Source organism: Aetokthonos hydrillicola CCALA 1050 (assembly GCF_017591665.1).
GTDB lineage: Bacteria > Cyanobacteriota > Cyanobacteriia > Cyanobacteriales > Nostocaceae > Aetokthonos > Aetokthonos hydrillicola.
In genome coordinates, this window is the sequence record NZ_JAAKGC010000074.1 from 1 (window position 1) to 22,494 (window position 22,494).

Consider the following 22,494-nt stretch of genomic DNA (forward strand, 5'->3'; position numbering starts at 1 on the left):
AACACAACCCAGTCCCAGTCTTCCTGAAGTTCACCGCAGCATTTCCGTTCCCGAAGGCAAAAGCTTCTGGCGTAAGCTCCTGGCTTTCGTGGGACCTGGCTATTTAGTTTCCGTGGGTTACATGGATCCTGGAAACTGGGCTACAGACATTGCAGGTGGAGCGCAGTTTGGTTATACACTTTTAAGTGTAATTTTGCTTTCTAACTTCATTGCTATTTTGTTGCAAGGTCTGTGTGTGCGTCTGGGAGTTGCAACAGAACGAGACTTAGCTAAATCTTGTCAGTACCAATTTAGCAGAAGAATAAACATTTTGTTGTGGATACTTGCCGAGATCGGCATTATTGCAACGGACATAGCGGAGGTGATCGGCGGCGCGATCGCTCTAGAATTATTGTTTCACATCCCCTTGATAGTGGGCGTATGCCTCACCAGTTTGGATGTAATACTCTTACTCTCACTACAGCGCTACGGCTTTCGGTACATTGAAGCTTTGATTATTACCTTAGTATCAAGCATTGGATTGTGTTATTTGGTGGAGGTATTCTTTGCACGCCCTGATTTGGCTGGAGTTATCACAGGTTTCGTGCCTCAAGCAATCATTGTCCAAAAACAGGAAATGTTATATGTTGCTCTAGGCATTTTGGGTGCTACTGTTATGCCCCATAACTTGTATCTACACTCTGCACTGGTGCAAACACGAGCTTGGCAACGCACTCCAGAAAAGAAACGAGAAGCAATCTACTTTGGTACAATAGATTCAACTATTGCTTTATCTTTGGCGCTGTTTGTTAACGCAGCAATTTTAATAGTCGCTGCAGCCACCTTTCATTTTTCTGGTCATCAACAAGTAGCAGAAATTCAAGATGCTTACAAATTGCTGTCTCCTCTCTTAGGGGTGAAGGTTGCTAGTTTGCTTTTTGCCTTGGCTTTACTCGCTTCTGGTCAAAGTTCAACTCTGACGGCAACCTTGGCAGGACAAATTGTCATGGAAGGCTTTTTAAATTTGCGCGTTGCTCCCTGGTTACGCCGTCTAATTAGTAGACTAGCAGCAATTATCCCTACTCTGATTTGTATTGTGTTGTTCGGAGAAGGTGGTACTAACAAGTTGTTGATTTTCAGCCAGGTACTGTTAAGCTTCCAGCTTTCGTTTGCTGTCTTTCCGTTAGTCATGTTTACTAGCGATCGCCGGTTAATGGGTGAGTTCGTTAACCCGTTGTGGTTGAAACTAGTTTCGTGGAGTATCGCATTTATAATTGCAGTTTTGAATCTTTGGCTTATCTCGCAAAGCGTTTCAAACCTTTTCCATCATAGCTCCTGAATAATCGGCAATAGGGAAAAAGGAATGGGAAATCCATATAACCCATTCCTGAAAACATACAGAACCAACCAATAAAATCGAAGGAGAAAATACAAAACTACAGGAGTAACTAACTTCAACGTTCAAACATTGACAGATTAATGTTGATACGCCTACGTACTTAGATACGGAAATATTATTTATCTATTCACCATCAAAAACCTCCAGTTTTTGAGAAATACTTTGAAAAGAGCAGCTTTAAAGAGCCTCATTGGTTGCTTATTCCAGAAGTAAGGTGATTTACAGAAATAAATATACCACCGCCGTTGGTTTCGGCTTCGCTCAACCAACTGAGAGATCGCGAGTTGAGCGAAGTCGAAACTCGCATTTCCCAGGTATTTTCTTTCTTGGAAATCACCTAAAAACCTTAATTCTTCTCACCAGCAGCAACTATTTCGACGTTTCCTTTTTTAATTGCTTCTAACGCTTCGCCTTCAAGATCTTCTTGCTTCTTCTCGGCTTCTTCTTGATCTTTGGATATACCGACCAGCTTTTGAGCATTTTCTTCGCTTTCGAGGATACCGAATTCAACCAATAACGCCTCGAGTTCATCCATCTCAATTGGTGTAGGAATAGCGAGAAAATCATTGTTGATAATTTTGTCGGCTAACGTGCGATACTCGTGCGCTTGATTGCTATCAGGTGCATACTCGTTGACGGTCATCCGGCGTAATTCAGCGTGTTGCACAATGTTATCACGCGGTACAAAGTGAATCATTTGGGTGCTTAACCGTGCTGCAAGTGTACTAATCAAGTCGATTTCTCGGTCAACTTTCCGGCTATTACAAATCAATCCACCTAAACGCACGCCGCCGGTGTGGGCATACTTAAGAACACCTCGTGCAATGTTGTTGGCTGCAAACATCGCCATCATTTCACCAGAGGTTACGATGTAGATTTCTTGAGCTTTACCTTCACGGATTGGCATCGCGAAACCACCGCACACAACGTCACCCAATACGTCGTAGGAGACGAAATCTACATCTTGATAAGCACCATTTTCTTCTAAGAAGTTGATGGCAGTGATGATACCCCGACCTGCGCATCCAACACCAGGTTCAGGACCACCAGATTCCACGCATCTGATGTTCCGGAAGCCGTTGATTACGACTTCTTCGAGTTCAAGATCTTCCACTGCACCTCGTTCAGCAGCTAAGTGCAGTACAGTCGTTTGAGCTTTACAGTGCAGAATTAATCGGGTGGAATCGGCTTTCGGGTCACATCCCACAATCAAGATGCGCTTACCCTTTTCTGCCATAGCTGCAAGGGTGTTTTGGGAAGTGGTAGATTTACCAATACCACCTTTGCCATAGAATGCTATTTGTCTAATGTTTTCGTCGGACATGATGCGTTATCCTAATGTGTTTCGTCGTTGATGAGGCTTTTGTGCTGCGAATTTACGGTTGTCACCGCATGTAGAACGTCGCTGGAGGCGATCGCTCTACAGCAGCAAGAGTTGGATGAAAGAACATAACAATGTTTCCTATTAATGCTATATAGTGTCAGCGAGACACTGATGTGAATATATTTAGCGAGCAGGTTCCTCGCATTACAAACAGTTCCACCAACTCAGGATCCACCTGAATTTAGTTGCTTGCTTTAGAAAGCAGAGAATATCTGCAATCATTTGTAAGCAGCAGTACAAATATGACTGTTTCTATACGAATAAATTGTCTAAATCTCTATAGTTGTTGTATCTAGATTTGAAGCGGATTCAGCAGAGCAAATTAAGGAGTATTGAGTTTAGATCAATTTCTTCTTAAAGTTTTTTGCGTTTTTTATTCACACTTTAACCATAACATACAGTTAGCCAATTTTTTTGCCAATAGCTAATTTATTTGCCAAAAAAATTGAAGAGCACACCTAAAGGATTATTTCTGTTAGTAGATAACTATCGAGGTAATCCATGAGAATATAATTTCGTTTATTGCTCGCGTAGCTTTTAAGACATCGTCTAACAACAATGAACAAATTAACTCTTGAACCATACATCGTAAAAGTAACAAATAAAGGAAAAAGCGTTTTTGCAAACCGATTCTTTCGTAAAGGAGAGACTGTGGTGGTTGGACACCGAATCAAGATCCTGCCAGACAGAACTAAGCACTCTTTCCAGATGGATTTTGACCTACATATAGAATTAGATGAACCAGCACAATTAATTAATCATTCTTGTAGCCCAAACACAGGGGTTCGGAATAATAAATTTGGAGGTTACGATTTCGTTGCATTGGTTGATATTCCCTATGGAAGCGAGATTACATGGGACTATGAAACAACAGAGTATATTTCCATTGCAATTTCAAAATGTCTTTGTGGCTCCCCTGAGTGTAGATTAAAACCCCTTGGATTCAAATTCCTCCCTGTGGAAATCAGGAAAAAGTATGGTGAGTTCATCGCCGATTACCTCAAAAGGCGGCTTCCCCCAGGGTAACCCAACATCTATAAGGGTTTGTTGGGTAACGCTTATGCGCTCTACCCAACCTTAAGTCGAATCGCTTTTTACTGTCCAAGCTAGGGGGCATAACTTTAGACGTGACGTTTCTTTGTCAATATATATTAATAACCTGTAGTAGCTTTCACCTGCACTCGTTGGGGTTCACTGTTAAAAGGACATCCTAACTGGGAACACAAAGCACCCACTGCAGCTGATTGTTATCGCTATGTGCTGCGCGATGCTCCTTTAGGAGCCGCCAAAGGCGATCGCTCAGTATACTTAGCACTCACCGCCCCTAAAACGATACAGCAATTAGAAGAAAATCTTTCTGTTCTCGATGCACCTCCACTTTCCTCTCAAGAACTTGCCCAGTGGCGTTCATACGGGGACTTGATCTATGGCACTGGGCAAGATGCATTTGATACTCAATGGGTTTGAGATAAACTAGTCTTCATCATTGGATATTCCATCTACCGCAACGTCCCAAGGTACTCCCATATTAGCTGGAGGAGAAAGGTGAATTTTGGCACTGTTAGAAAACTGCTTTAAGCTGTTGACGATAAGAGGAATAACATTGATGATATGCCAGTAACTTTCTATGTCGTAGCAGAAAATAACTAACGTGATTGGGTAAGAATTAGCCTTGAAATACCAATGGCAATATGACAATAAAACGCGTACCGTGGAAGCACAAGATTGGTAAAAATGTCTACCGATAGCTTCTGCAAGTTGCCGCATGAGTATCTCATCAAGCAATGTGGCTTTTACTGGTGGCAAATCATCTGCTGGAAGAAAAGATCTAGTCATATATAATTTTGCACTTCCTGGTTATAACGGGTCAAACTTTCAAGATTTTTTTGAAGCTCAAACGAGGACGGTTTCAGTGCTATGGTGTGTAAGTTTAATTCGTCCTGAAACTTTTTAATTTTGTCCCGACAAGTCACTGCATCACCAATAATAGAATTTTCAATTAAGTAGTCTTCATCAAAGACACTTTTTTGAGTATTCAATAGTTTGAGATGGTGACTGTCATTCCCATCATTTTGTTGGCTTGCAGTAAAAGCTTTCATCCTTTTACTAAAAGTACGGATAAAAGGTAACGCCTCACTAACTGCCTCATCATAAGTGCGACCAACAAAAAAGAACCGTGCTAGCATGAGTTTATCAGCACCACTCGAATTAAAAGCACGGTATTTAGCAACGTTGCTTTTGAGTGTATTTAAGGAAAAAGGTGGTCCCCCCATTAACCCAAATGAATGAGCAGCAGCAAAACCTATCGCTTCATCGTCGCTAGTTGCTATATAGACGGGTATATCTGATTGAAATGGTTTTGGATAAATTGTGACGCTGTTGCACTCATAATATTTTCCATGAAACGATACATCATTTTCATACAAAAGCTTGTGGATCAACGTCAGTGCTTCTAGTGTTTTGGCACGGGATTCACTCGTGGGTGTTGTGAAATGCTTGTTTTGTCCAGGAAAGGGACCACCCTTAGCAATCCCAAAGATGAGCCGTCCATCGCACAAGTTATCTAACGTAGCAATATCTTCTGCAACATTTATAGGGTTGTGAAATGCTAGCAACACGGCGGCTGAACCCAATTTGATAGTTGTCGTCATGCTCGCCAAGTGTGCCATCAGTACCAAAATTGAAGGGCTACAACTGAATTCGTTGAAATGATGCTCTGTTACCCAGGCTGACTCAAAGCCTAGGCATTCTGCATGTTTTACTAGTGCAAGTTGCTCAAAGATACTACGACGAGGATCTTGGTGATGGTTTTCGTAGGTGCAAAAAAGTCCGGTTTTCATTTGTTTTGGGTTAATGACTGTAGATAGGACTTACGCCATTCCCGCGTTGTCTGTATGTTCTACTGAAGAAGCACACTTGTTTTATAAAAAGGAGTCAGGAGTCAGAATTCAGGAGTCAGAATACACTATCCATAAAGGGATACGGATAGTGTTTTAAGAAAAGTTTCAACTCTTGTCTCGATAACGAGTAGACGAGGCTTTAACTAGCATTTATTCTGACTCCTGTCTCCTGACTTCTGAATTCTCTTTTATAAAGAGTCAATTTTTACTTTTGAACTCTATTAAGTAGTTTCTTACTTGAGAGACATTTTCAGTCTAGTTTTTAACGTACAAAAAGGGCGGCGAATTAACTTTTTATTAATCCTGTCTTCTGTTTCCTCAAAAACAATGAAGTGCTTCACCAAATCTAGGAACCGTCGCTTGTCAAAAATCCCTTGAGCTAGCACCTCTAACTCACTAGCTCCTGACTGTGGAAAATCTTCGCCATCAATCGTGTGCCAAGGAAAAAATTCTCGACTTTCACAAGTTAACGTACCAACTCGTGCGTAATTTCCAGCACAAATGACCAGTAATGTATTGTAGTTAAACAATTTTGGGATCTGTTGTCTATAAGTTTCAAGACGCTCTTTAGCGATTTTAAGCGGTTTTTTTTCTTTCCCCGGGTTAATGTTTACTATAACTGCCAACGGTAACCCATTGATAAAGACAACTACATCAGGACAGTGAGCATAACTACCTTCAACAACGGTAAACGGATGAATTACTAACCAGTCATTTTTTGCTAGATTAGACGGATCTATCAGCCACACTTTGTCACGGACTATTTTGTCATTAAGGAGATATTCAACTTCAACTCCTTCAGTTAGAAGTTGATGAAAGCGACGGTTATTTCCTAGCACATCAGGAGCTTCTATAGAAGTAACTTGACAGATAACTGAGTATATGATGTCTGATGGTATTGTCGGGTTAATCTGCCGCAAAGCCTGACTTAAGCGATCGACCAAAACTACCTCAGTGTAGTTGCTTCGTTCTCCCTTGTGTCTACCTAAGATGATATCTGGCTCTAATAGAACTGTATAACCAAGAACCTCAAACCAAGTCAGTAAATCAGGAAAAGCAACAGAAAATACTGTAAAACCAAAGTGGTGACGAAGCTTGATAGGAAAATTACTGAGTTTGACAGCTGTTCTTCTTATAGAAGCACTCCTCATAAGGTCTAGAAAAGCTAATTTTTTGTCAATACATCTGTCTAGCTGACGGTGGTTGGTATATTCTCAATCGATTATATTGTCGGTTTAGTAACCATCTAAGCTTATATTAGTCGCAAAAATAGTATCGATTGCTGCTATTTTACCATTTTTGTTGGTAATTGCTGCTCAAGCTGAATGTGATAGAGAAGCGCTACCGCCTTCGGGTGCAGTTTTCAATATGAGTACTGGAGTGTAGAGGATTTAGTTTGTAGTCGCGCTACCCTACGGGAAGCTACTTTGTGTCTATAGCGCTGAAGCGCAACTACGAACCAACGCGTTTGGATTAAGGCTGTGCGAAATAGTGAGGTTTAGAGCTCAAATCTGGAGCCGATCGCACGACGATGCGTCTAATGTTGCTCACGTAACGTCCACCTTTTTGATCACCTGGCACTACTAGACGGGCAAAACCTTGATCTGTTAGCAGTGTTTGATTATTGGATGAATCTTCCTCTGCATATGCAACGAGCACTTGCTTACCTTCAAAGTTTGGTTCAATTTCTCCCACTGCCACAACTGCTTGATAACAGTCTGTACCTTCTGCGACGACGTACTGTCGTAGGAAGTAATTTTTTACATTGTTTACATTTGTATTGGTTTTAAGCCCTCCCACAGACTGAATCAGCTGCCATAGTGGTACCCCAATATAAGTATGGGTTTCTTGACCTTGTCCTGAAGCAAAAGTAACAGTGACTTTGGAGGCTGGCAATGCTTGGAGATCTGATAAGGTAAAAGTTTTGCTTTCCTTAACTTGACCACTCACGCGAAATTTCTCTGAAGTGCCACCAAGACACTGTGTATATTGTTCCGAGGCAGAGTAGTTCTTTTCTGCTAAAGTAGGCTGTCCTAAACCTAACATTGATAGCGTTAACGATACAATTGCAATCCGGCGAGAAATATGCATATACCAACTTTAGTTATTATGACGAGTGAGAAAACAAACCAATAGTTCTAGCGCAGAAACTATTGGTTATTGATACTAAGAAGTGTTCCTCAGTGTTAAATTTATCACACTCAAAAGCACAATAATTGTATCAGGGCACACTTTTCTCCAACAAAGTAGGTATATCGTTTTTTAAATGAATATGAACACACTTATGCCAGCAAATATCAAGCAATTAAGTAAATATTAAATCCTCGCTAAGTAGTCAAAGTAAAAAATTAAGTACTGAGTAAATTATCAGGCGATAAACAAAAGATTACAAATCTTTTTACTAAGCAATCTGATACGAAATAGGTACATTAAGACACATAAAAATTTTTATCCTCTGCTCCTCTAGCACTCTGCTATTTTTAAGTCAATTTGGTGCATTCCAAGCTAAGTCAAAAAATTCCAATGTAGGGGTGGCTGCCGTTGGGTGCAAGTTTTCGCGGCAGATAAATGTGTAAATTTTTTTCAGTATAAAGCTCCCTAATATTGTTGTTATGTTGTCCCGTACGGCAACACACTATGTATGAAAAATTTAAGCTACGCTACCCTGTAAATAGGCTAACGCCGTCTACAGATTTTACTTAATTCATATTATTCTTGGCGACTTACGTAAAAATGATTCAAATAGTCGAAAATTGGTACAATAAAATGTTTTTTTTGAAAGAAATTAGGACTAAATTTAAAGTTAGAACCAGATTATTAAAATTTATTTCTTACTTGCAAATCATTCATCAATATATTTTAGGTAGTAAGCCTACTACGTTAAAAAAATGGTGTGCCGAGATTGAAGTTTTTCCAAATCAAGAAGAAACGAAAATTCTTCCTCGAGACTGGTACCTTTTAATCCGAAAACCTGAAATAATTCAAAGAAAATTTCCCATTAGTTTGGATGAGATAGAACTGAAGAAATTTCAGGTTTATTATTCCAAGACGACTCAATATAGAAAAATATCCGAAGTTTTTTTATCGTGTCTTAGTAAAGCAAAGATTATTAGTAAAAATAATTATGATGGATTTTATCCTCTATCTTCTGAAGGAAATGTTTCCTAAAACTAAAAATCAAGTTGATGGGTGCTACTGGACTTTAGCAAACTCTTGTGGACATAATTATGCTTTTTTAACAGGTTCAGTGCCAGGGTTAAATATAAAAGATACAAACACAGTCATTGCAACTGGCTGGAGTAACAGAGAAGATAGAAATAGAGACTTTTATGTATCTTTAGATAAGCTTAAAGCATTGTTGGATATGTTGTTATGATGGCATGGGGCATGGGGCATGGGGCATGGGACATAGGGTTTTAAGCTTTTCCGACTAATAGAGTAAATGTAACTTAAATGTGGAAAAGCTTATCTGATAACTGATAACTGATAACTGTTAACTGTTAATCATTCAACCACCTCATTAACAGGGAATCTGTCAATCAACTGCATAGCACGATTAGCATTTTTGTACAGGGATTCTGACAAGTAGGGTACATGAGGAATCTGGGATAATAAATCTAATGTTCGACGTAGAATTCTCACCACATCACCTTCATCTAGGCTGGTATTGTCGCACAGTTCTACCCATTCCATTCCTAACGCCCATTGTTCTACTAAAGCAATTAACTCAAACTCTAACCATATAGGTAAAGCCACGTTATACCGACGTTGTGACTGGAAAATCTGGCGACGAATGCCCCGCAACTTTGTCAAAGCTTCTGCAACTTCATCACTGAGATCAAAATTAACCCTACTGTCTGGACGTGGGGTTTCTGTCACTAAAGCTGCTGCTGCTGCTGCCAAATGGTGAGGATCTAAGTTCTCAAGTTCGCCACTGGCTAGTGCTAAAGCTAGCCATAATTCATTTTCTCCCCTAATTGCTGCGGCAATTTGACCAAGCTGTGTAGGAAGTAGGTTATCTAATCCTTGAAAGTGCTGTAAAATTTGAACCAGATGGAGAAACTCTTCCCAGTGACGTTGGGACTGTTGCTGTACTTGTGCTTCTAACAGTTGAATTTCTGTTTCTAATTCGGCAGCGCGTGTTTTGCTTTTAGCAGCAGTAGCAATAGTGCTTGATTGATAAAGAGGATGAGCTTGTAATTCTTTTGCAAGAGCACTCACTCTACTGAGTTGTTCTACCACTTCTGGCGGCATCTTCAAAGACTCTCTTGGATCAGGAATTGCCTGTGCGATCGCTGCTGAAAATTCATCACCACGACGCGATTGACCAGATTTTATCGGCAAATCTGCTGGTGGTACTAAATCAGGCGGCACATCGACGCGTGGAAGTTCAGCGTACAAATCCACAACATCTGAGGCTGTTACCACATACCAGCGATTATCTTGCCCCAAGCATACCAGATAAGGACTATCACTCAAACTTGGTGCTTTCCCTACTAACACTGCTGTTATAGGCAAAAATGATGTTATTTGTCTTCCCTTAAGACTTAACAGCGTCCCTGACACGGCAAAACCTAACATCATTGCTAATTCTTCTTGTCGGGCTTCTAGTGCTTGCTGTTGAAGCGTTTTTAAGAGTTTTTGCTCTACTTTTAGGCGTTGTCGCAGTTTCTCATAATAAGCCATTTCGGCTTCGTCAACGACTCTACTTTGCGCCTGAAGTTCGGCAAGTTGTGTTTTTAGCTGGGCAATATACTCGTACTGTGGTCGTAGGTGTAAGTTTGCTAAGTACTGCCCAAAGCTGCGTTCCATCAGCTCTCTGACGTCTTCAAGAGAATGGGTTTGCAGTAAGTTCAGTACCATGCCATAACTTGGCGTAAACTGACTAACTAAGGGATCTGGTTTAGAGGTTGCTAAATACGCTGCTTCTTTTGCTCCTTCAAAAGGAGTTTGCAAGGTTACTACGTGTCCTCGTTCATCCATTCCTCGACGCCCAGCTCTTCCTGCCATTTGCAAAAACTCAGAAGCATTTAACAGGCGGTGTCCGGTATCGGTACGCTTGGAAAGTGTAGAAATTATGGTTGTTCTGGCTGGCATATTAATTCCTGCCGCCAGTGTTTCAGTAGCAAATACTACTTTAATCAATCCCTGCTGAAAAAGTTCTTCTACCAGTACTTTCCAAGCGGGTAAAATACCAGCATGGTGAGCTGCAATTCCTCGGTAAAGGGGTGCAATATGTCCAGAACGTCCTGCATCAGGATTCCGGCTTAGGAATTCATCAATTTGAACTCGCAATTGATATGCTTCGTCTGGATTTACCAACCACAAATTACCAACTTCTGCAACTGCTTTATCACATCCCCGTCGGCTAAAGATAAAGTAAATTGCTGGGAGCATATCCCGCTCTTGCAGCTGGTTGAGAATATCTATTATGCTAGGAGCTTCTGGTCTACCACCTTTACCCCTATCTTTATCTCCCTTTTTCTTTTTCTTTAATAGACGAGGGTTAATTTGAGTTTTTTGGTCATTCAGTAGGGGAAATAATCCTTTGGTGTTGCCAAAGTGAAATTCCAAAGGAACTGGACGAAAATCAGAATAAATTAAATCAGTTGGACCATGAACTTGGTTCAACCAATCAGTTAGTTGCTCGCTATTAGCAACTGTTGCGGAAAGGGCTACCAGTTGAATTTCATGAGGGCAATAGATGATGGATTCTTCCCAAACCGTTCCGCGTTGGCGATCATTCATGTAGTGGCACTCATCTAATACCACTGCCTCTACATCCACTAATGAAATACCTATTTGCCCGATAGGTGTTCCATAAAGCATGTTACGGAAAATTTCGGTGGTCATCACCAAGATCGATGCGTCTCGGTTGATAGTGGCATCTCCGGTTAGTAGCCCGACATTATCAAATCCAAATTCTTCGCGAAAGTCACGTAGTTTCTGATTTGATAGTGCTTTTAGGGGAGTTGTGTAAAATACTCGTTTTCCTCGTGCCAACGCGCGATAAATGGCGTACTCCCCTACTAATGTTTTTCCTGAACCGGTGGGCGCACAAACAACTACAGAGCTTCCAGAATTGAGGGAAGCGATCGCATCGTTCTGGAATTGATCCAGCTGAAACGGAAATATTGAATTTGGGTCAACTTCTGGACACAGCGCGGGGTAATTCACTCAATCACAATTGCAACCAGACTTTTTACTATATTAACTGCTCTTTTGTCAACTTAGTTAATTATTAACTATTAATTGTTTGGTTGTTGGTTCTTGAAAACCGCTAACCATTAACTACTAACAACTAACTACTTTCCCAATTCCTGGGAGCGGGCTGTCGCAGCTCTTACTGCTTCAATTATAGCTGAACGGAATCCAGATCGTTCTAATTGGACAATGCCAGCAATTGTTGTCCCCCCTGGACTGGTAACACGGTCTTTTAGTTCTGCTGGGTGTATTTTGGTTTCTTGCAGGAGAGTAGCTGTTCCGAGAACGGTCTGTAATGCTAAGACATTAGCGATCGCTCTAGGTAAACCTGATGCCACCCCTCCATCAGCGAGCGCTTCTATAAGCATTGCTACGTAAGCTGGACCCGATCCTGATAGTCCTGTAACTCCATCCATCAGAACTTCTGATACTTCTACTACTTCCCCCACCGCTGAAAAGAGATTTCGTGCTATTTCTTGGTGGTTCGGTTTGGTATAAGCACCTAGACATATTGCTGTCATTCCTGCTCCAACTGTTGCCGGGGTATTAGGCATAGCCCTAATTATTGGCAACTCAGGGAAAGCAGTTTCAAGCTGGCTTAAAGACACACCAGCCAATATGGAAATGACTAGTGGTTTTGACTCTATTGTAGCGACAACATCTGCTAATTCTTGAGCGATCGCGCTAAAAACTTGGGGTTTTACTGCCAACAAGACAACTTCTGTTGCTTGAGAGAAAAGTACACGATTATCTGCCGTCACAGCAACCTTAAATCGATCCTCCAGAAAACTTTGACGGTAGAGATCAGGTTCGCTGACTTGGATTTCTGACGGCTTATAAATACCGCGAGCAATAAGGCAGGATAGGAGCGCTTCTCCCATAACCCCGCCACCAATTAAGCCAAATCTGACTGACAAATTAATGTTCTCCACTCAAACTAGTATGTATTCCTCTAACACCCCATTTCTTCAGCAACCCGGCGTTTGATGCAGGGCGAGGATGTCTTTGTCTTTGCCCCAGCCCCATTTTTCATCCCCACCCTACTTGATAATGGGTGGGGGATTTAGATGGAGTTAAGTTAAACCTCAACAAGCAGAGGAATAGCAGACTATTTTTCCTGTCCTGAAGATTCACACCGATACTTAATTTGATAATTTTAATGGTTAAAGCGTATTGAAAAGCCCTATATTTTATTGGGCCATCCGATTAACCTCATTTCCCCACACTGGGTTTGTACCTGTTGGTCGAGATGGACGTACAGGTGGTTGTGGCACTTCATGAAGAACTCCACCATGAGTACTTACTTGTACGCAGCTTGGTGTAAACAAAAAGATGCTCTCGCCAATACGTTCTTGATGTCCATCAAGAGCATAAGTCCCGCCAGCAACAAAGTCTACTGCTCGTTGTGCCTGATCAGGATCCATTATTGTCAAATTTAATACCACTGACTTGCGTTCTCGCAAAGCTTGAATTGCTTGAGGCATTTCTTCAAAAGTTCGTGGTTCAAGCACCAAGACTTCTGAAATTCCATTAATTGCTCCTGGCATACCAATAACGTTACTCATAGTTTTTGATCCTGTTGCGGCGGCTACATCTTCTCCCATCGTAGGCATGGGTTCACGCCAGCGTCGATTTTGAGGAGCAGGTTCTTGTGGTACAACAGGTTGAGGATGAGGATGAGGATTTTGTTCCTGATATAGATTTTGATAGCTTTGTGTATCTGGCTCCTCCTCATAGTACTCATATTCTACTGGCTCGTTTAAACCAACGAAATCTCTTAGCTTGGAAAAAATACTATTCATGATTTACGCTCCTAGTGCCAATCTCGTGTGAGTGCCCTGGCAGAATTTGATTTAATCTATTTAAACTGCTACAGAGGGTGGACACAGCAATATTCTTGCCATTTGTAGCATTTACTACGAATTCCGTTTATCAATTAACGCCCCCTGAAAAGCCTATGTATGGGTTTACATCCATAAGCATGGTTTAAACACAATAATGAGTCAGAATTATATCCCAAAGAATTCTTAATGAAAAGCTTGTTTCACCCCGTATTTTAATCTACGTTTCCTTTTGTAAATACTATAACCTTTAATATGTAACTGTTCAAAGTGTTACAACTTTTTCACGTTCTATCTGAAATCATACTCATTTTGAGATGGGCATGGGGCATTGGGGCATTGGGCATTGGGTGATGGGTAGGGGAGAAAAAAAGGCTTAATTGGAGCAGTATAGAGTTCCTTGCCAAAGACAGATTTACCAACAACGAATTCTTCTCCTATGCCCTATGCCCTATGCCCTATGCCCTCATAAGGCTCGTTCTCCAAACAAGATTGTTCCGAGTCTTACCATCGTTGAACCTGCTTGGACTGCTAGTTGGTAATCACCAGACATTCCCATTGAAAGATGACGCATTTGAATGTTAGGCGAGTTTTGTTCCTGAATTTCTTTTGCCAGTTGATGGGTACGATTAAATACATCCAGAATTTCTGAATCCTTTAATCCTAAAGGGGGAATTGTCATCAATCCCTGAATTTGTAAATTTTTACATAGATTAAGTGCTGGTAAATCAGCTATTAGTTGAGGCACACTCCAGCCGGATTTGTTGGGATCGGGTAGAATTTTCACCTGTAGGCAAACTAGAGGACTTACTCCTAGCTCTTGAGCCAATTGGTTCAAACGCTCTGCCAGCTTTAAATTATCTACTGAGTGAATCCACTTGAAGTGTTCAATGGCTTTTCTAGCTTTATTGGTTTGTAAATGCCCTATAAAGTGCCATGTAATATCTGACAAATCTTTTAACTCGGTTTGTTTGCTGGCTGCTTCTTGGATACGGCTCTCCCCAAAATCTCTAATTCCTGCAGCGTAAGCAGAACGGATTGCTTCAGTAGGAACTTGCTTTGTAACAGCAATTAACCTAACTGAAGCTGGGAGTGAGGAACGAATGGCCGTGATACGTTCGGTAATCAGACTACTCATTGGAATGTGCGTTGGAAAACACTCTGAAGCTGATTGTACTCTTGAGATTGTCCACCGCGACGAAGGTTACGTAAACGATTTTCCAGCAACATTCTTGCTTCAGTACGGCCTATAGACTGAAATTTAAGGCCCTTAGCATCAGTCGCTACCAAAAAGAATAAGCGCTGTGCGTAAAGTGTGGTGAACAACTCTTGATTTTCATCCACTATACATATCCTATAGAGTAAACCCCAAGTTGGATGATTTATGTAAGTTTCCGAGTTTTCTGGGTTCATTTAGTGCGACGGTAGGAGTATATATGTTTTGGAGTTGAATTCAAATATCTAGACGATCGATGATAACTGTCTTTCGCCAAAATTTTTGTCAAAAATGCCAAAAAGTTGGGAATAGGGGTTGGGGGGCAGGGAGCAGGGGGCAGGGGGCAGGGAGCAGGGGAGGCAGGGGAGGCAGGGGAAGCGGGGGGAGCAGTTCACAGGTGTAGGTTTTTTACAGATACATCTGGGACGGGTGAGACTAGGTAGACCTAGGGGAGAAGGAGGACAAGGAAGAAACATAAGATCTAAATATATGTACTAGTTTTAAACCAACTAGGAGTAAAAAAACTTCCTTGTCTGCTTTCCTTCCTTGTCCTCCTTGTCTTGCCAACACCTGGATGTAAAAAACCTACCCTTGTGAAGGGGGGAGCAGGGGAGGAAAGAAAGCAAAACCAACTTAGTGTTGGCTTTTTTCCTGCTAGACATAGATTTTACCGATATATTTCTTCTTCTCCTCTACCCAATACCCAATGCCTCACGCCCGTTACCTAATGCCTCATACCCATTACCTATGATTTAAGATTGCTAGTACACTGCGGCGTAAATAAGCATACCATTCAAAATCTCTGAAAAGCCTACGCTGTATTCCTAACAGAATTTTGAATTTTGAATTCCGCCTTGTGGTACTAGTGTCTTAAGTTGTACTTGGGCTTTGTGCAGAGATTCATGTGAACTGTAAATCATGCTGCAGCGTACTGCTTCTAATACCAATTCGCTTAAATATCACTACACATCTAAAACCCTGTAAGGGATATAAAGGAAAATCCTTCGCTTTTCGAAAGGGAGGATGTGCGGTTTCAAGTTCCACTTGAGTGGGTAGAAGAGTTAATTTCTAGCCTATGATTTACTGTACATTGTTTGACATTTAGTACTATTACTTGTATAGTGTTAATACACAGTAAGTTATTTAATCAATGCCAAATTATGTACCAGCCAGAGTGGCAACAGCTAAGCTTGGGGTTACACTTAGAACCCTGCTTAGATGGGACGAAGCGGGAAAAATCAAAACGATTAAAACGCCGAACGGACAAAGAAGATACGACATCGATTCAGTTATCAATCTTCAACCATCCGATAAGCCGACAATCCTTTACGCTAGAGTTTCCAGCCGCAGTCAGAAAGCTGACATTGAAAGACAAGTACAGTTTCTTGTCTCTAAGTATCCCGGTTGTGAAGTCATCCAAGATATCGGAAGTGGACTCAACTTCAAAAGAAAAGGTTTGCTCACCTTATTGGAACGAATTTTGTCAGGCGATGTCGGAATGGTTGTCGTTACCAATAAAGACAGACTTTGTAGATTCGGGTTCGACCTTGTCACATGGTTTGCAAGCCGGAGTAAATGTGAAATATTGGTTCTCAACAACAATGCACTTAGCCCAGAACGCGAGATGGTTGAAGATATTCTCGCCATCATCCAGGTGTTTAGTTGCCGACTCTACGGACTCAGAAAGTACAAGCAAAAAATTAAAGAAGACTCTGAGCTACCGCGTTTACCCGAAAGGGGAGACAAAAAAAGTATGGATGCAGAGGATACATGCTTATCGTAGGGTCTACAACAACGCTATCGCATACCTGAACAAGCACCAAGGCTTTAATTACATCAACACAAAGGGGGAGAAAACTACGGGCAAAAAAGCATTTAGAAGTTTCTGTAAAACGTTAGGGGAAGAAATTATTCCAACTTGGTGTAAACAATTAGGTATTGCTCACGCGTTAGACAATGCATTGTTTGAAGCTTACACAGCATGGTCTAAAACCAACAAACAAGATAAGTTTATTGTCTCTGATAACGAGGTTGTACTTGAGTTGGTCAGCAATGATCAATAATGTTCAGGTTAAAAGTATCAGCTTATGAGAATATCTCTAACTTGAGAAGGACTTAAGTGAGGATTAGCACTGAGCATCAAGGCAACAACACCTGCAACACAAGGGGTAGCCATTGACGTACCACTGTAATAAGCATAATTATTGCCTGGAATTGTCGAATAGACATTGACTCCTGGAGCGGTAACGTAGGAAAGAGAATCAGAACCAGCATGATTACAGAAGTTAGCCATGTTCTTATTCTGGTCAACTGCGCCAACAGCAATTCCCCAATTCTTAGCATAGCGAGCCGGATAACTTGGAACTGAAGCACTATCATTACCAGCAGCTATAACGACAACCACCCCTTTGCTACTAGCATATTGAATAGCTGACTGTAGATAATCGTCAGCATCATTACTACCTACACTTAGGTTAATAACATTAGCTCCGTGATTTACAGCATAGTAAATGCCCTGAATAACCGAAGTATCAGAGCCAGAACCTTGATCGTTTAAAACTTTGACAGGCATAATCTTGGCGTCGTAGGCAATACCAGTGATACCAAAGCTATTATTCTCCGCAGCAATAGTACCAGAGACATGAGTTCCATGGCCGTTTTTGTCTGAGACATCATTGTTGTTGTCCACAAAATTCCATCCATAGACATCATCAATATAGCCATCGCCATCATCATCTTTGCCATTACCTGCAATTTCACTGGAATTTGTCCAGATATTATCTTTCAAATCTACGTGATTATAGTCAATTCCAGAATCCAAAACGGCGACAACAACACCCTTACCTGTATATCCTCTCGCCCAAGCTTCAGGTGCGTTGATGAGATCGTTCTCCCAACTGTTTCCTCCTAAACTAGCAACATTCCCAAAAGCTGATTGTCCGATAGCTTTTGCGACTGCTACCCCGGCATCAACTAGACCATATCCTTCAGTGGATTTAAACACAGCAGCAGGTGAAGATTTTGGGGTAACGGATAAGCTTAGGTTGTAATTACAATTCACTCCATTGTCAGAATAAACTCGGATATAGTAGGTGCCAGAGTTTAAGGGCAGACTCATTGTTTTTAACTTTGAGGAAGAGTTGTACGAGCCTGTAGTTATGGTATTGCCATTGACATCAACTAGTTGAACATTCACATTGGAGTTTAAAGTCAGGCTAAAGTTACTCATATTAGCCAAAGTGAGGCGGTAGTCGTCTTCACGGTCGTTACTACCTACATATTGGGTGAGATTGTGGCTACCATTGAGGACACCAAGATTAAAAGCACTATTTATGCTGCTACCTGGATCTACTGGTACGGAAATTTGCTTTAACGGGCTACTAACACGACCCTGCCGAAATCCATAAATCTCAAAGTGTTGCTCAGCTTGCTGATTATTGAAGTTTAGTGCTTTAAGGTCAGAATTATTATCAAGGTAGTACTTAACATGGAATGATTCCGAGGAAGCTCGTCCTTCATTTAAGCCGTAATCTTCAAAGTGTTCTAAAAGCTGAGTGTTGGATAACCCAGCTTTAGCTAAGTCGGAATAATAGCTACGGTAATAATTGCTATCAAAGGAAACAGAAAACCTGCGTCCTTCAGAGATGCCATATCCTACTAGATGCTCAAAGAGTTGAAGATTATTCCAACCCAATTTAGCGATATCAGGATTAGCACAAGCATACAAATTCAGATCAACAAATGGACTAAAACGCCTTCCTTCAAACAAACCAGAAAGTTCTAAGTGTTGTAATGCTTGGTCGTTGTCAAAGCTTGATAAGTCGCTGTTAGTACTCCGATAAAACTTGAGGTCAACAAGCGGTGAAAAACGTCGTCCTTCTTCTACACCGTAGTTCTCGAGATGATTGAACAGTTGCTCATTGTTAAAACTTGGTAAATCGGTGTTGTGACGTTGATAAAAGTTGAGGTCGAAAAAAGGTGAAAATTTTCGACCTTCGCGCACTCCGTAGTTGGATAAGTGGTCATAAGCTTGACGGTTATTGAAACTCGCCAAGTCACTATTGCTGGCACGATAAAAATTTAGGTCAATAAACGGAGAGAATGCACGACCTTCATTCAGACCATAGTTCTGAAAGTGCGACGATGCTTGTGCATCACTGAAACTTTGTAAATCAGGGTTTGCTGCACGATAAAAATTTGGATTAAACAAGCTTACGGTCATAAAAAAGTTAAAAATATTACTACGTTTGTAAAATGTAGGTTTAACTTTCCCTTTATTCCGTAGCTTAAATCTTGCTATAGGAAAGAAATTCAAGATTTTACAAGAATTTCATTTGAAGAAAAAAATACTGAAATTACTGTATTTTACCAATACATATTTAGATAGTATTTCTAGATAAATAATCGGCTCTTAAGATTTTCTTAAGGTTTAGAAACTGTAAAAACCCCAGCTTCAGCACAAGCCAAGCTGGGGTTTTTACGAGGTGATCTTGTTGCTAAATTTCGCTACAGCCTTGTGCTGGTGTTCGTTAGCGCTGCTTTTGCGATCGCCTTTTGCTTAGCAGCGTAACCATCATTGGCAAAGTCAGTAAAATAACCATCTATACCCAAATTGATGAACTGATTGTACTCACGAAGTGGCTGACCTTTATAGTCAGGAGAGAGAAAATATGAATCGCTCCGGAGAGTATAAAGATGGACTTGTAAACCTGCTTTGTGCGCGTCACTAATGAGAGAAGTTGGCTGTTTCAGGAATCTATCAGCATCGCTGATCAGCCCATCTCCATTAATATCAATCGGTTGACCCTTATCATCTAATTTTGGAGCAGCAGGTACAATCAGTCGCTTGTCTGGACCAATCCCCGCAGCATAAGTCTTCACTTGTGCCAATCCATCGGGGGTTATAATGTCGGCGTAGGTTTGAGGAATCTTTTTGTAAACAAAGTCATAAGGAGAGCCACTGCTATCGATTAGCTGAACGATAGGAATATTAATCCCAGCAGCTGGCATAATTTTCTCTTTTAATTCTTTAAGGTTGGAAACCTCAAAAGATTGGATAAAGATGCGGCTTGGATCAGTATAGCCGTTGGCAACTAACGTATCAACTAGGAGTTGTGAAGTATTAACATGGATCGGAGTGCCATCAAGATATTTGCCATATTCAGCAAAGTACGTGGGGTGTTTTGTTTCAGGATAGATCCCAATTTTCCGACCAGTTTTTGCTTCAGCCTCTTTCGCGAATTTGATAAATTCATCAAAAGTAGGGATTTCAAACAGACCATTGTACTTAGTGTTATTAGGACGGATATTCGGCAAGCGTTCGATCGCTCTTATTTCCTTAATTTCAGCTAAGGTAAAGTCTTCTGCAAACCAGCCTGTGACGTTTGCACCGTCAAGGAATTTTGTTGTCAGGCGATCGGCAAATTTTGGAAAATCGGCAACGTTTGTTGTTGCTTCTTGGATAGTGGGTTTGCCATTGCTATCGTAAACAATATTGCCATTGCTATCTGTTTTTACTGTTGCCAATAGAGGCTCGTGGCGAACAATGAGAACTCCATCCTTGGTTACTACCAAGTCAGGTTCGATGTAATCTGCACCAAACTGAACACCTAGGTTATTAGAAGCTACTCGATCGCCCCCTAAGTCTCCTATTGTATGTTCTGGACGATACCCAGGTCCACCTCCTCGGTGACCAATTACTAAAGGAGGTTGCCCGTTAAGAGTATTGAACTTAAAAGCTTTACCAGAAGCAAAATTCATATTTCCTAAGATCCCTGAAACAGACAATGCTAGGGAAAAACACAGAAATAATAAAAAGCCCTTGATTCTACGACGCATACTTAAAACCCAAAGAGTCTAAGCTTTCTAGTATCAGAGCTTTAGGTTAAAATCAGGTTTACAAGAGTTTAACTTCAACTTCTGGTTTGAGTCACATACGCTCATGCCCTCATCCCGCCCTAACGGGTGCAGGATTTTTTCAGTTTACTGCAAAGGACGGTAAACGTCATAGTAGTGCCGGTGCATTCCTAGTGCCCATTCTCCAGCGCCCAAATTTGACAACAGTCAATAACCCCACCGCAAGGCAGATGGGGCTTGTAAGCGGCAAGGCTTACCATGTTTGACTAGACCATGACAGGAGCTTTAGTGACTCGGGTGTTGTTTACTAACGGAGAAAGGTTATAAATGAAGATTTTTGTTGCTGGAGCGACGGGAGTGATCGGTCGCCCACTAATCAGGCAATTGCTCGGTCAAAAACATGATGTTGTCGCTTTAACCCGTTCTCCTGAAAGTGCAAGGACTTTAGCAGAACAAGGAGTAGAACCTGCGATCGCAGATGTTTTTGATGCAGATGCGGTTAAAGCGGCTGTTGTTCGCGCTCAACCAGAAGTGGTGATTGAACAACTCACTGCTCTACCCAAAACTTACACTAACGAGTCGATGAGTGCTGCTGCACCACTGAACCGTCGTATTCGTGTAGAAGGGGGTGCTAATGTGCTAGCAGCAGCACAAGCGGCAGGTGTACGCCGGTACTTGAGACAGTCGATCGCATTCTGGGGAGTTCCTGGTAATGGATTGGCGGACGAAGAAACACCGCTATCAGTCGATGCTTCACCCGCAGTTGCAGCAGATGCTCGCACTGTGAATGAGATCGAGCATAGCGTGCTTGAAACACCCGATATAGAAGGAATTATCCTCCGCTATGGCTTCTTTTACGGACCTAGCACTTGGTTTGCTCCTGATGGTGACGTTGCCGGGCAGGTGCGACAGCAACAATTCCCGATTGTTGGCAATGGCGCAGGTGTATGGTCGTGGTTACATGTTGACGATGCGGCGATCGCTACAGTTGCAGCAGCAGAACGAGGCAATCCCGGTATCTACCTGATTACAGATGATCGCCCTTTACCAGTGTGTGAATGGCTCCCCGCTTATGCCCAGTGGCTGAATGCTCCACCGCCTCCTGAGGTATCAATTGAGGATGCTCTGCAAATTGGTGATGCAGACGCTGTCTACTACGGCACCCAAATGCGAGGTGCATCGAATGCTAAGGCAAAACGTGAACTTGGTTTTCAGCCTCGATCTTTGGAATGGATAGTTGAGAGTACCGTTAAGTATACCAGTTAACAATTTAAGGAACCAGAATCATGAAGTTTGCTCAATATGGAACAATAATTACCGTTGTCCATGCGATCGCTAACGGATTACATGGTCTAGCACATATAGAAATCCCAGTAGCCCTCTCTGCGCTTGAAAGTGCGTTCGTGGGTATTGTAGTTTTGCTGACTCCCATTATTGCAGCCGTTTTACTTTGGACACAGTTTTATCGTGTTGGTAACTGGCTGTTATTCGGTTCACTCGCCGGATCTTTCCTTTTCGGATTGTACAAGCATTTCATCGTCATTAGCCCTGATCATGTTTCTCAGGTTTCCTTTGAAGATTGGGGAATGCTATTTCAAGTGACAGCCGTTCTCATATTACTTGTAGATGGATTCGGTTGCTGGATGATGGGACGGGCTTTGAAAACGGAGGCTCAGCAACAACAGCAAGTCTGACAGTTCTCTTGGTGATTCTAA

The 22,494-nt window shown here is 41.6% G+C and carries 20 protein-coding genes; 8 read left to right on the forward strand and 12 right to left on the reverse strand.

Annotated features, from left to right (window positions below):
- A partial coding sequence (locus G4P69_RS27130) for an Nramp family divalent metal transporter (RefSeq protein WP_208352450.1) occupies nucleotides 1-1,318 on the forward strand: 1,318 nt, incomplete at its 5' end.
- A gap of 406 nt (nucleotides 1,319-1,724) precedes the next feature.
- Here G4P69_RS27130 and nifH read toward each other — a convergent pair.
- Nucleotides 1,725-2,702: a nitrogenase iron protein gene (gene nifH, locus G4P69_RS27135; RefSeq protein ID WP_208352452.1), complete on the reverse strand. Its 978-nt coding sequence runs from the start codon at nucleotides 2,700-2,702 to the stop codon at nucleotides 1,725-1,727.
- A 618-nt stretch (nucleotides 2,703-3,320) separates the two neighbouring features.
- Here nifH and G4P69_RS27140 point away from each other — a divergent pair.
- The gene (locus G4P69_RS27140; protein ID WP_208352466.1) at nucleotides 3,321-3,788 is read left to right on the forward strand and encodes an SET domain-containing protein-lysine N-methyltransferase; all 468 of its coding nucleotides are present in this window, start codon (nucleotides 3,321-3,323) and stop codon (nucleotides 3,786-3,788) included.
- A gap of 231 nt (nucleotides 3,789-4,019) precedes the next feature.
- Nucleotides 4,020-4,229 carry a hypothetical protein gene (locus G4P69_RS27145; protein WP_243902806.1) on the forward strand — a complete coding sequence of 70 codons (210 nt, stop codon included), beginning with the start codon at nucleotides 4,020-4,022 and terminating at the stop codon, nucleotides 4,227-4,229.
- Between the two features lie 6 nt (nucleotides 4,230-4,235).
- Here the strand turns inward: G4P69_RS27145 and G4P69_RS27150 are convergent, their stop codons facing one another.
- The 4 genes from G4P69_RS27150 to G4P69_RS27165 form a co-directional block, all read right to left on the reverse strand.
- Entirely contained in the window at nucleotides 4,236-4,598 is a 363-nt protein-coding gene (locus tag G4P69_RS27150; protein ID WP_208352468.1) for a hypothetical protein, read from the reverse strand.
- Nucleotides 4,595-5,602 carry an LLM class flavin-dependent oxidoreductase gene (locus G4P69_RS27155; protein WP_208352471.1) on the reverse strand — a complete coding sequence of 336 codons (1,008 nt, stop codon included), beginning with the start codon at nucleotides 5,600-5,602 and terminating at the stop codon, nucleotides 4,595-4,597. Before G4P69_RS27155 ends, G4P69_RS27150 begins: the two co-directional genes overlap by 4 nt.
- A 293-nt stretch (nucleotides 5,603-5,895) precedes the next feature.
- Complete coding sequence (locus G4P69_RS27160; protein ID WP_208346016.1) at nucleotides 5,896-6,813, reverse strand: type I restriction endonuclease; 918 nt, start codon at nucleotides 6,811-6,813, stop codon at nucleotides 5,896-5,898.
- 322 nt (nucleotides 6,814-7,135) lie between these two features.
- Entirely contained in the window at nucleotides 7,136-7,753 is a 618-nt protein-coding gene (locus G4P69_RS27165; protein WP_208352478.1) for a molybdopterin-dependent oxidoreductase, read from the reverse strand.
- A 1,033-nt stretch (nucleotides 7,754-8,786) separates the two neighbouring features.
- On the opposite strand from G4P69_RS27165, the gene G4P69_RS27170 reads away from it, so the two are divergent.
- On the forward strand, nucleotides 8,787-9,038 hold the full coding sequence (locus tag G4P69_RS27170) for a glycosyltransferase family 61 protein (protein WP_208352481.1): 252 nt from the start codon (nucleotides 8,787-8,789) through the stop codon (nucleotides 9,036-9,038).
- Nucleotides 9,039-9,166: 128 nt separating this feature from the next.
- On the opposite strand, the gene G4P69_RS27175 is transcribed toward G4P69_RS27170, so the two are convergent.
- The 5 genes from G4P69_RS27175 to pipX all read right to left on the reverse strand — a co-directional run bounded on the left by G4P69_RS27175 (nucleotide 9,167) and on the right by pipX (nucleotide 15,120).
- Nucleotides 9,167-11,839 carry a DEAD/DEAH box helicase gene (locus tag G4P69_RS27175; RefSeq protein ID WP_208352484.1) on the reverse strand — a complete coding sequence of 891 codons (2,673 nt, stop codon included), beginning with the start codon at nucleotides 11,837-11,839 and terminating at the stop codon, nucleotides 9,167-9,169.
- A 128-nt stretch (nucleotides 11,840-11,967) separates the two neighbouring features.
- Nucleotides 11,968-12,783 carry a pyrroline-5-carboxylate reductase gene (proC, locus tag G4P69_RS27180; RefSeq protein WP_208352487.1) on the reverse strand — a complete coding sequence of 272 codons (816 nt, stop codon included), beginning with the start codon at nucleotides 12,781-12,783 and terminating at the stop codon, nucleotides 11,968-11,970.
- Nucleotides 12,784-13,056: 273 nt separating this feature from the next.
- A complete protein-coding gene (locus G4P69_RS27185) occupies nucleotides 13,057-13,668 on the reverse strand; it encodes a cell division protein SepF (RefSeq protein ID WP_208352497.1) in 612 nt (203 codons plus the stop codon).
- A gap of 505 nt (nucleotides 13,669-14,173) precedes the next feature.
- On the reverse strand, nucleotides 14,174-14,845 hold the full coding sequence (locus G4P69_RS27190; protein ID WP_208352506.1) for a YggS family pyridoxal phosphate-dependent enzyme: 672 nt from the start codon (nucleotides 14,843-14,845) through the stop codon (nucleotides 14,174-14,176).
- A complete protein-coding gene (gene pipX / locus G4P69_RS27195; protein ID WP_208352508.1) occupies nucleotides 14,842-15,120 on the reverse strand; it encodes a transcriptional coactivator PipX in 279 nt (92 codons plus the stop codon). The genes G4P69_RS27190 and pipX overlap by 4 nt, the downstream gene beginning before the upstream one ends.
- A 953-nt stretch (nucleotides 15,121-16,073) precedes the next feature.
- Between pipX and G4P69_RS27200 the strand changes: the two genes are divergently transcribed.
- Together G4P69_RS27200 and G4P69_RS27205 are read left to right on the forward strand one after the other, a co-directional pair.
- Nucleotides 16,074-16,706, forward strand: a complete 633-nt coding sequence (locus G4P69_RS27200) for an IS607 family transposase (RefSeq protein ID WP_208344011.1) — start codon at nucleotides 16,074-16,076, stop codon at nucleotides 16,704-16,706.
- A complete protein-coding gene (locus G4P69_RS27205; RefSeq protein ID WP_208344012.1) occupies nucleotides 16,681-16,986 on the forward strand; it encodes a hypothetical protein in 306 nt (101 codons plus the stop codon). Before G4P69_RS27200 ends, G4P69_RS27205 begins: the two co-directional genes overlap by 26 nt.
- A 17-nt stretch (nucleotides 16,987-17,003) precedes the next feature.
- On the opposite strand, the gene G4P69_RS39535 is transcribed toward G4P69_RS27205, so the two are convergent.
- Both G4P69_RS39535 and G4P69_RS27215 read right to left on the reverse strand, forming a co-directional pair.
- Nucleotides 17,004-19,145, reverse strand: coding sequence for a S8 family serine peptidase (locus G4P69_RS39535; RefSeq protein WP_243903072.1), 2,142 nt, complete (start codon nucleotides 19,143-19,145; stop codon nucleotides 17,004-17,006).
- Nucleotides 19,146-19,429: 284 nt separating this feature from the next.
- Complete coding sequence (locus G4P69_RS27215) at nucleotides 19,430-20,683, reverse strand: glycerophosphodiester phosphodiesterase (protein WP_243902553.1); 1,254 nt, start codon at nucleotides 20,681-20,683, stop codon at nucleotides 19,430-19,432.
- Nucleotides 20,684-21,106: 423 nt separating this feature from the next.
- Here G4P69_RS27215 and G4P69_RS27220 point away from each other — a divergent pair, with 423 nt between their 5' ends.
- Complete coding sequence (locus G4P69_RS27220) at nucleotides 21,107-22,045, forward strand: NAD-dependent epimerase/dehydratase family protein (RefSeq protein WP_208344014.1); 939 nt, start codon at nucleotides 21,107-21,109, stop codon at nucleotides 22,043-22,045.
- 20 nt (nucleotides 22,046-22,065) lie between these two features.
- The gene (locus G4P69_RS27225; RefSeq protein ID WP_208344015.1) at nucleotides 22,066-22,473 is read left to right on the forward strand and encodes a hypothetical protein; all 408 of its coding nucleotides are present in this window, start codon (nucleotides 22,066-22,068) and stop codon (nucleotides 22,471-22,473) included.
- Nucleotides 22,474-22,494 lie beyond the last annotated feature (21 nt).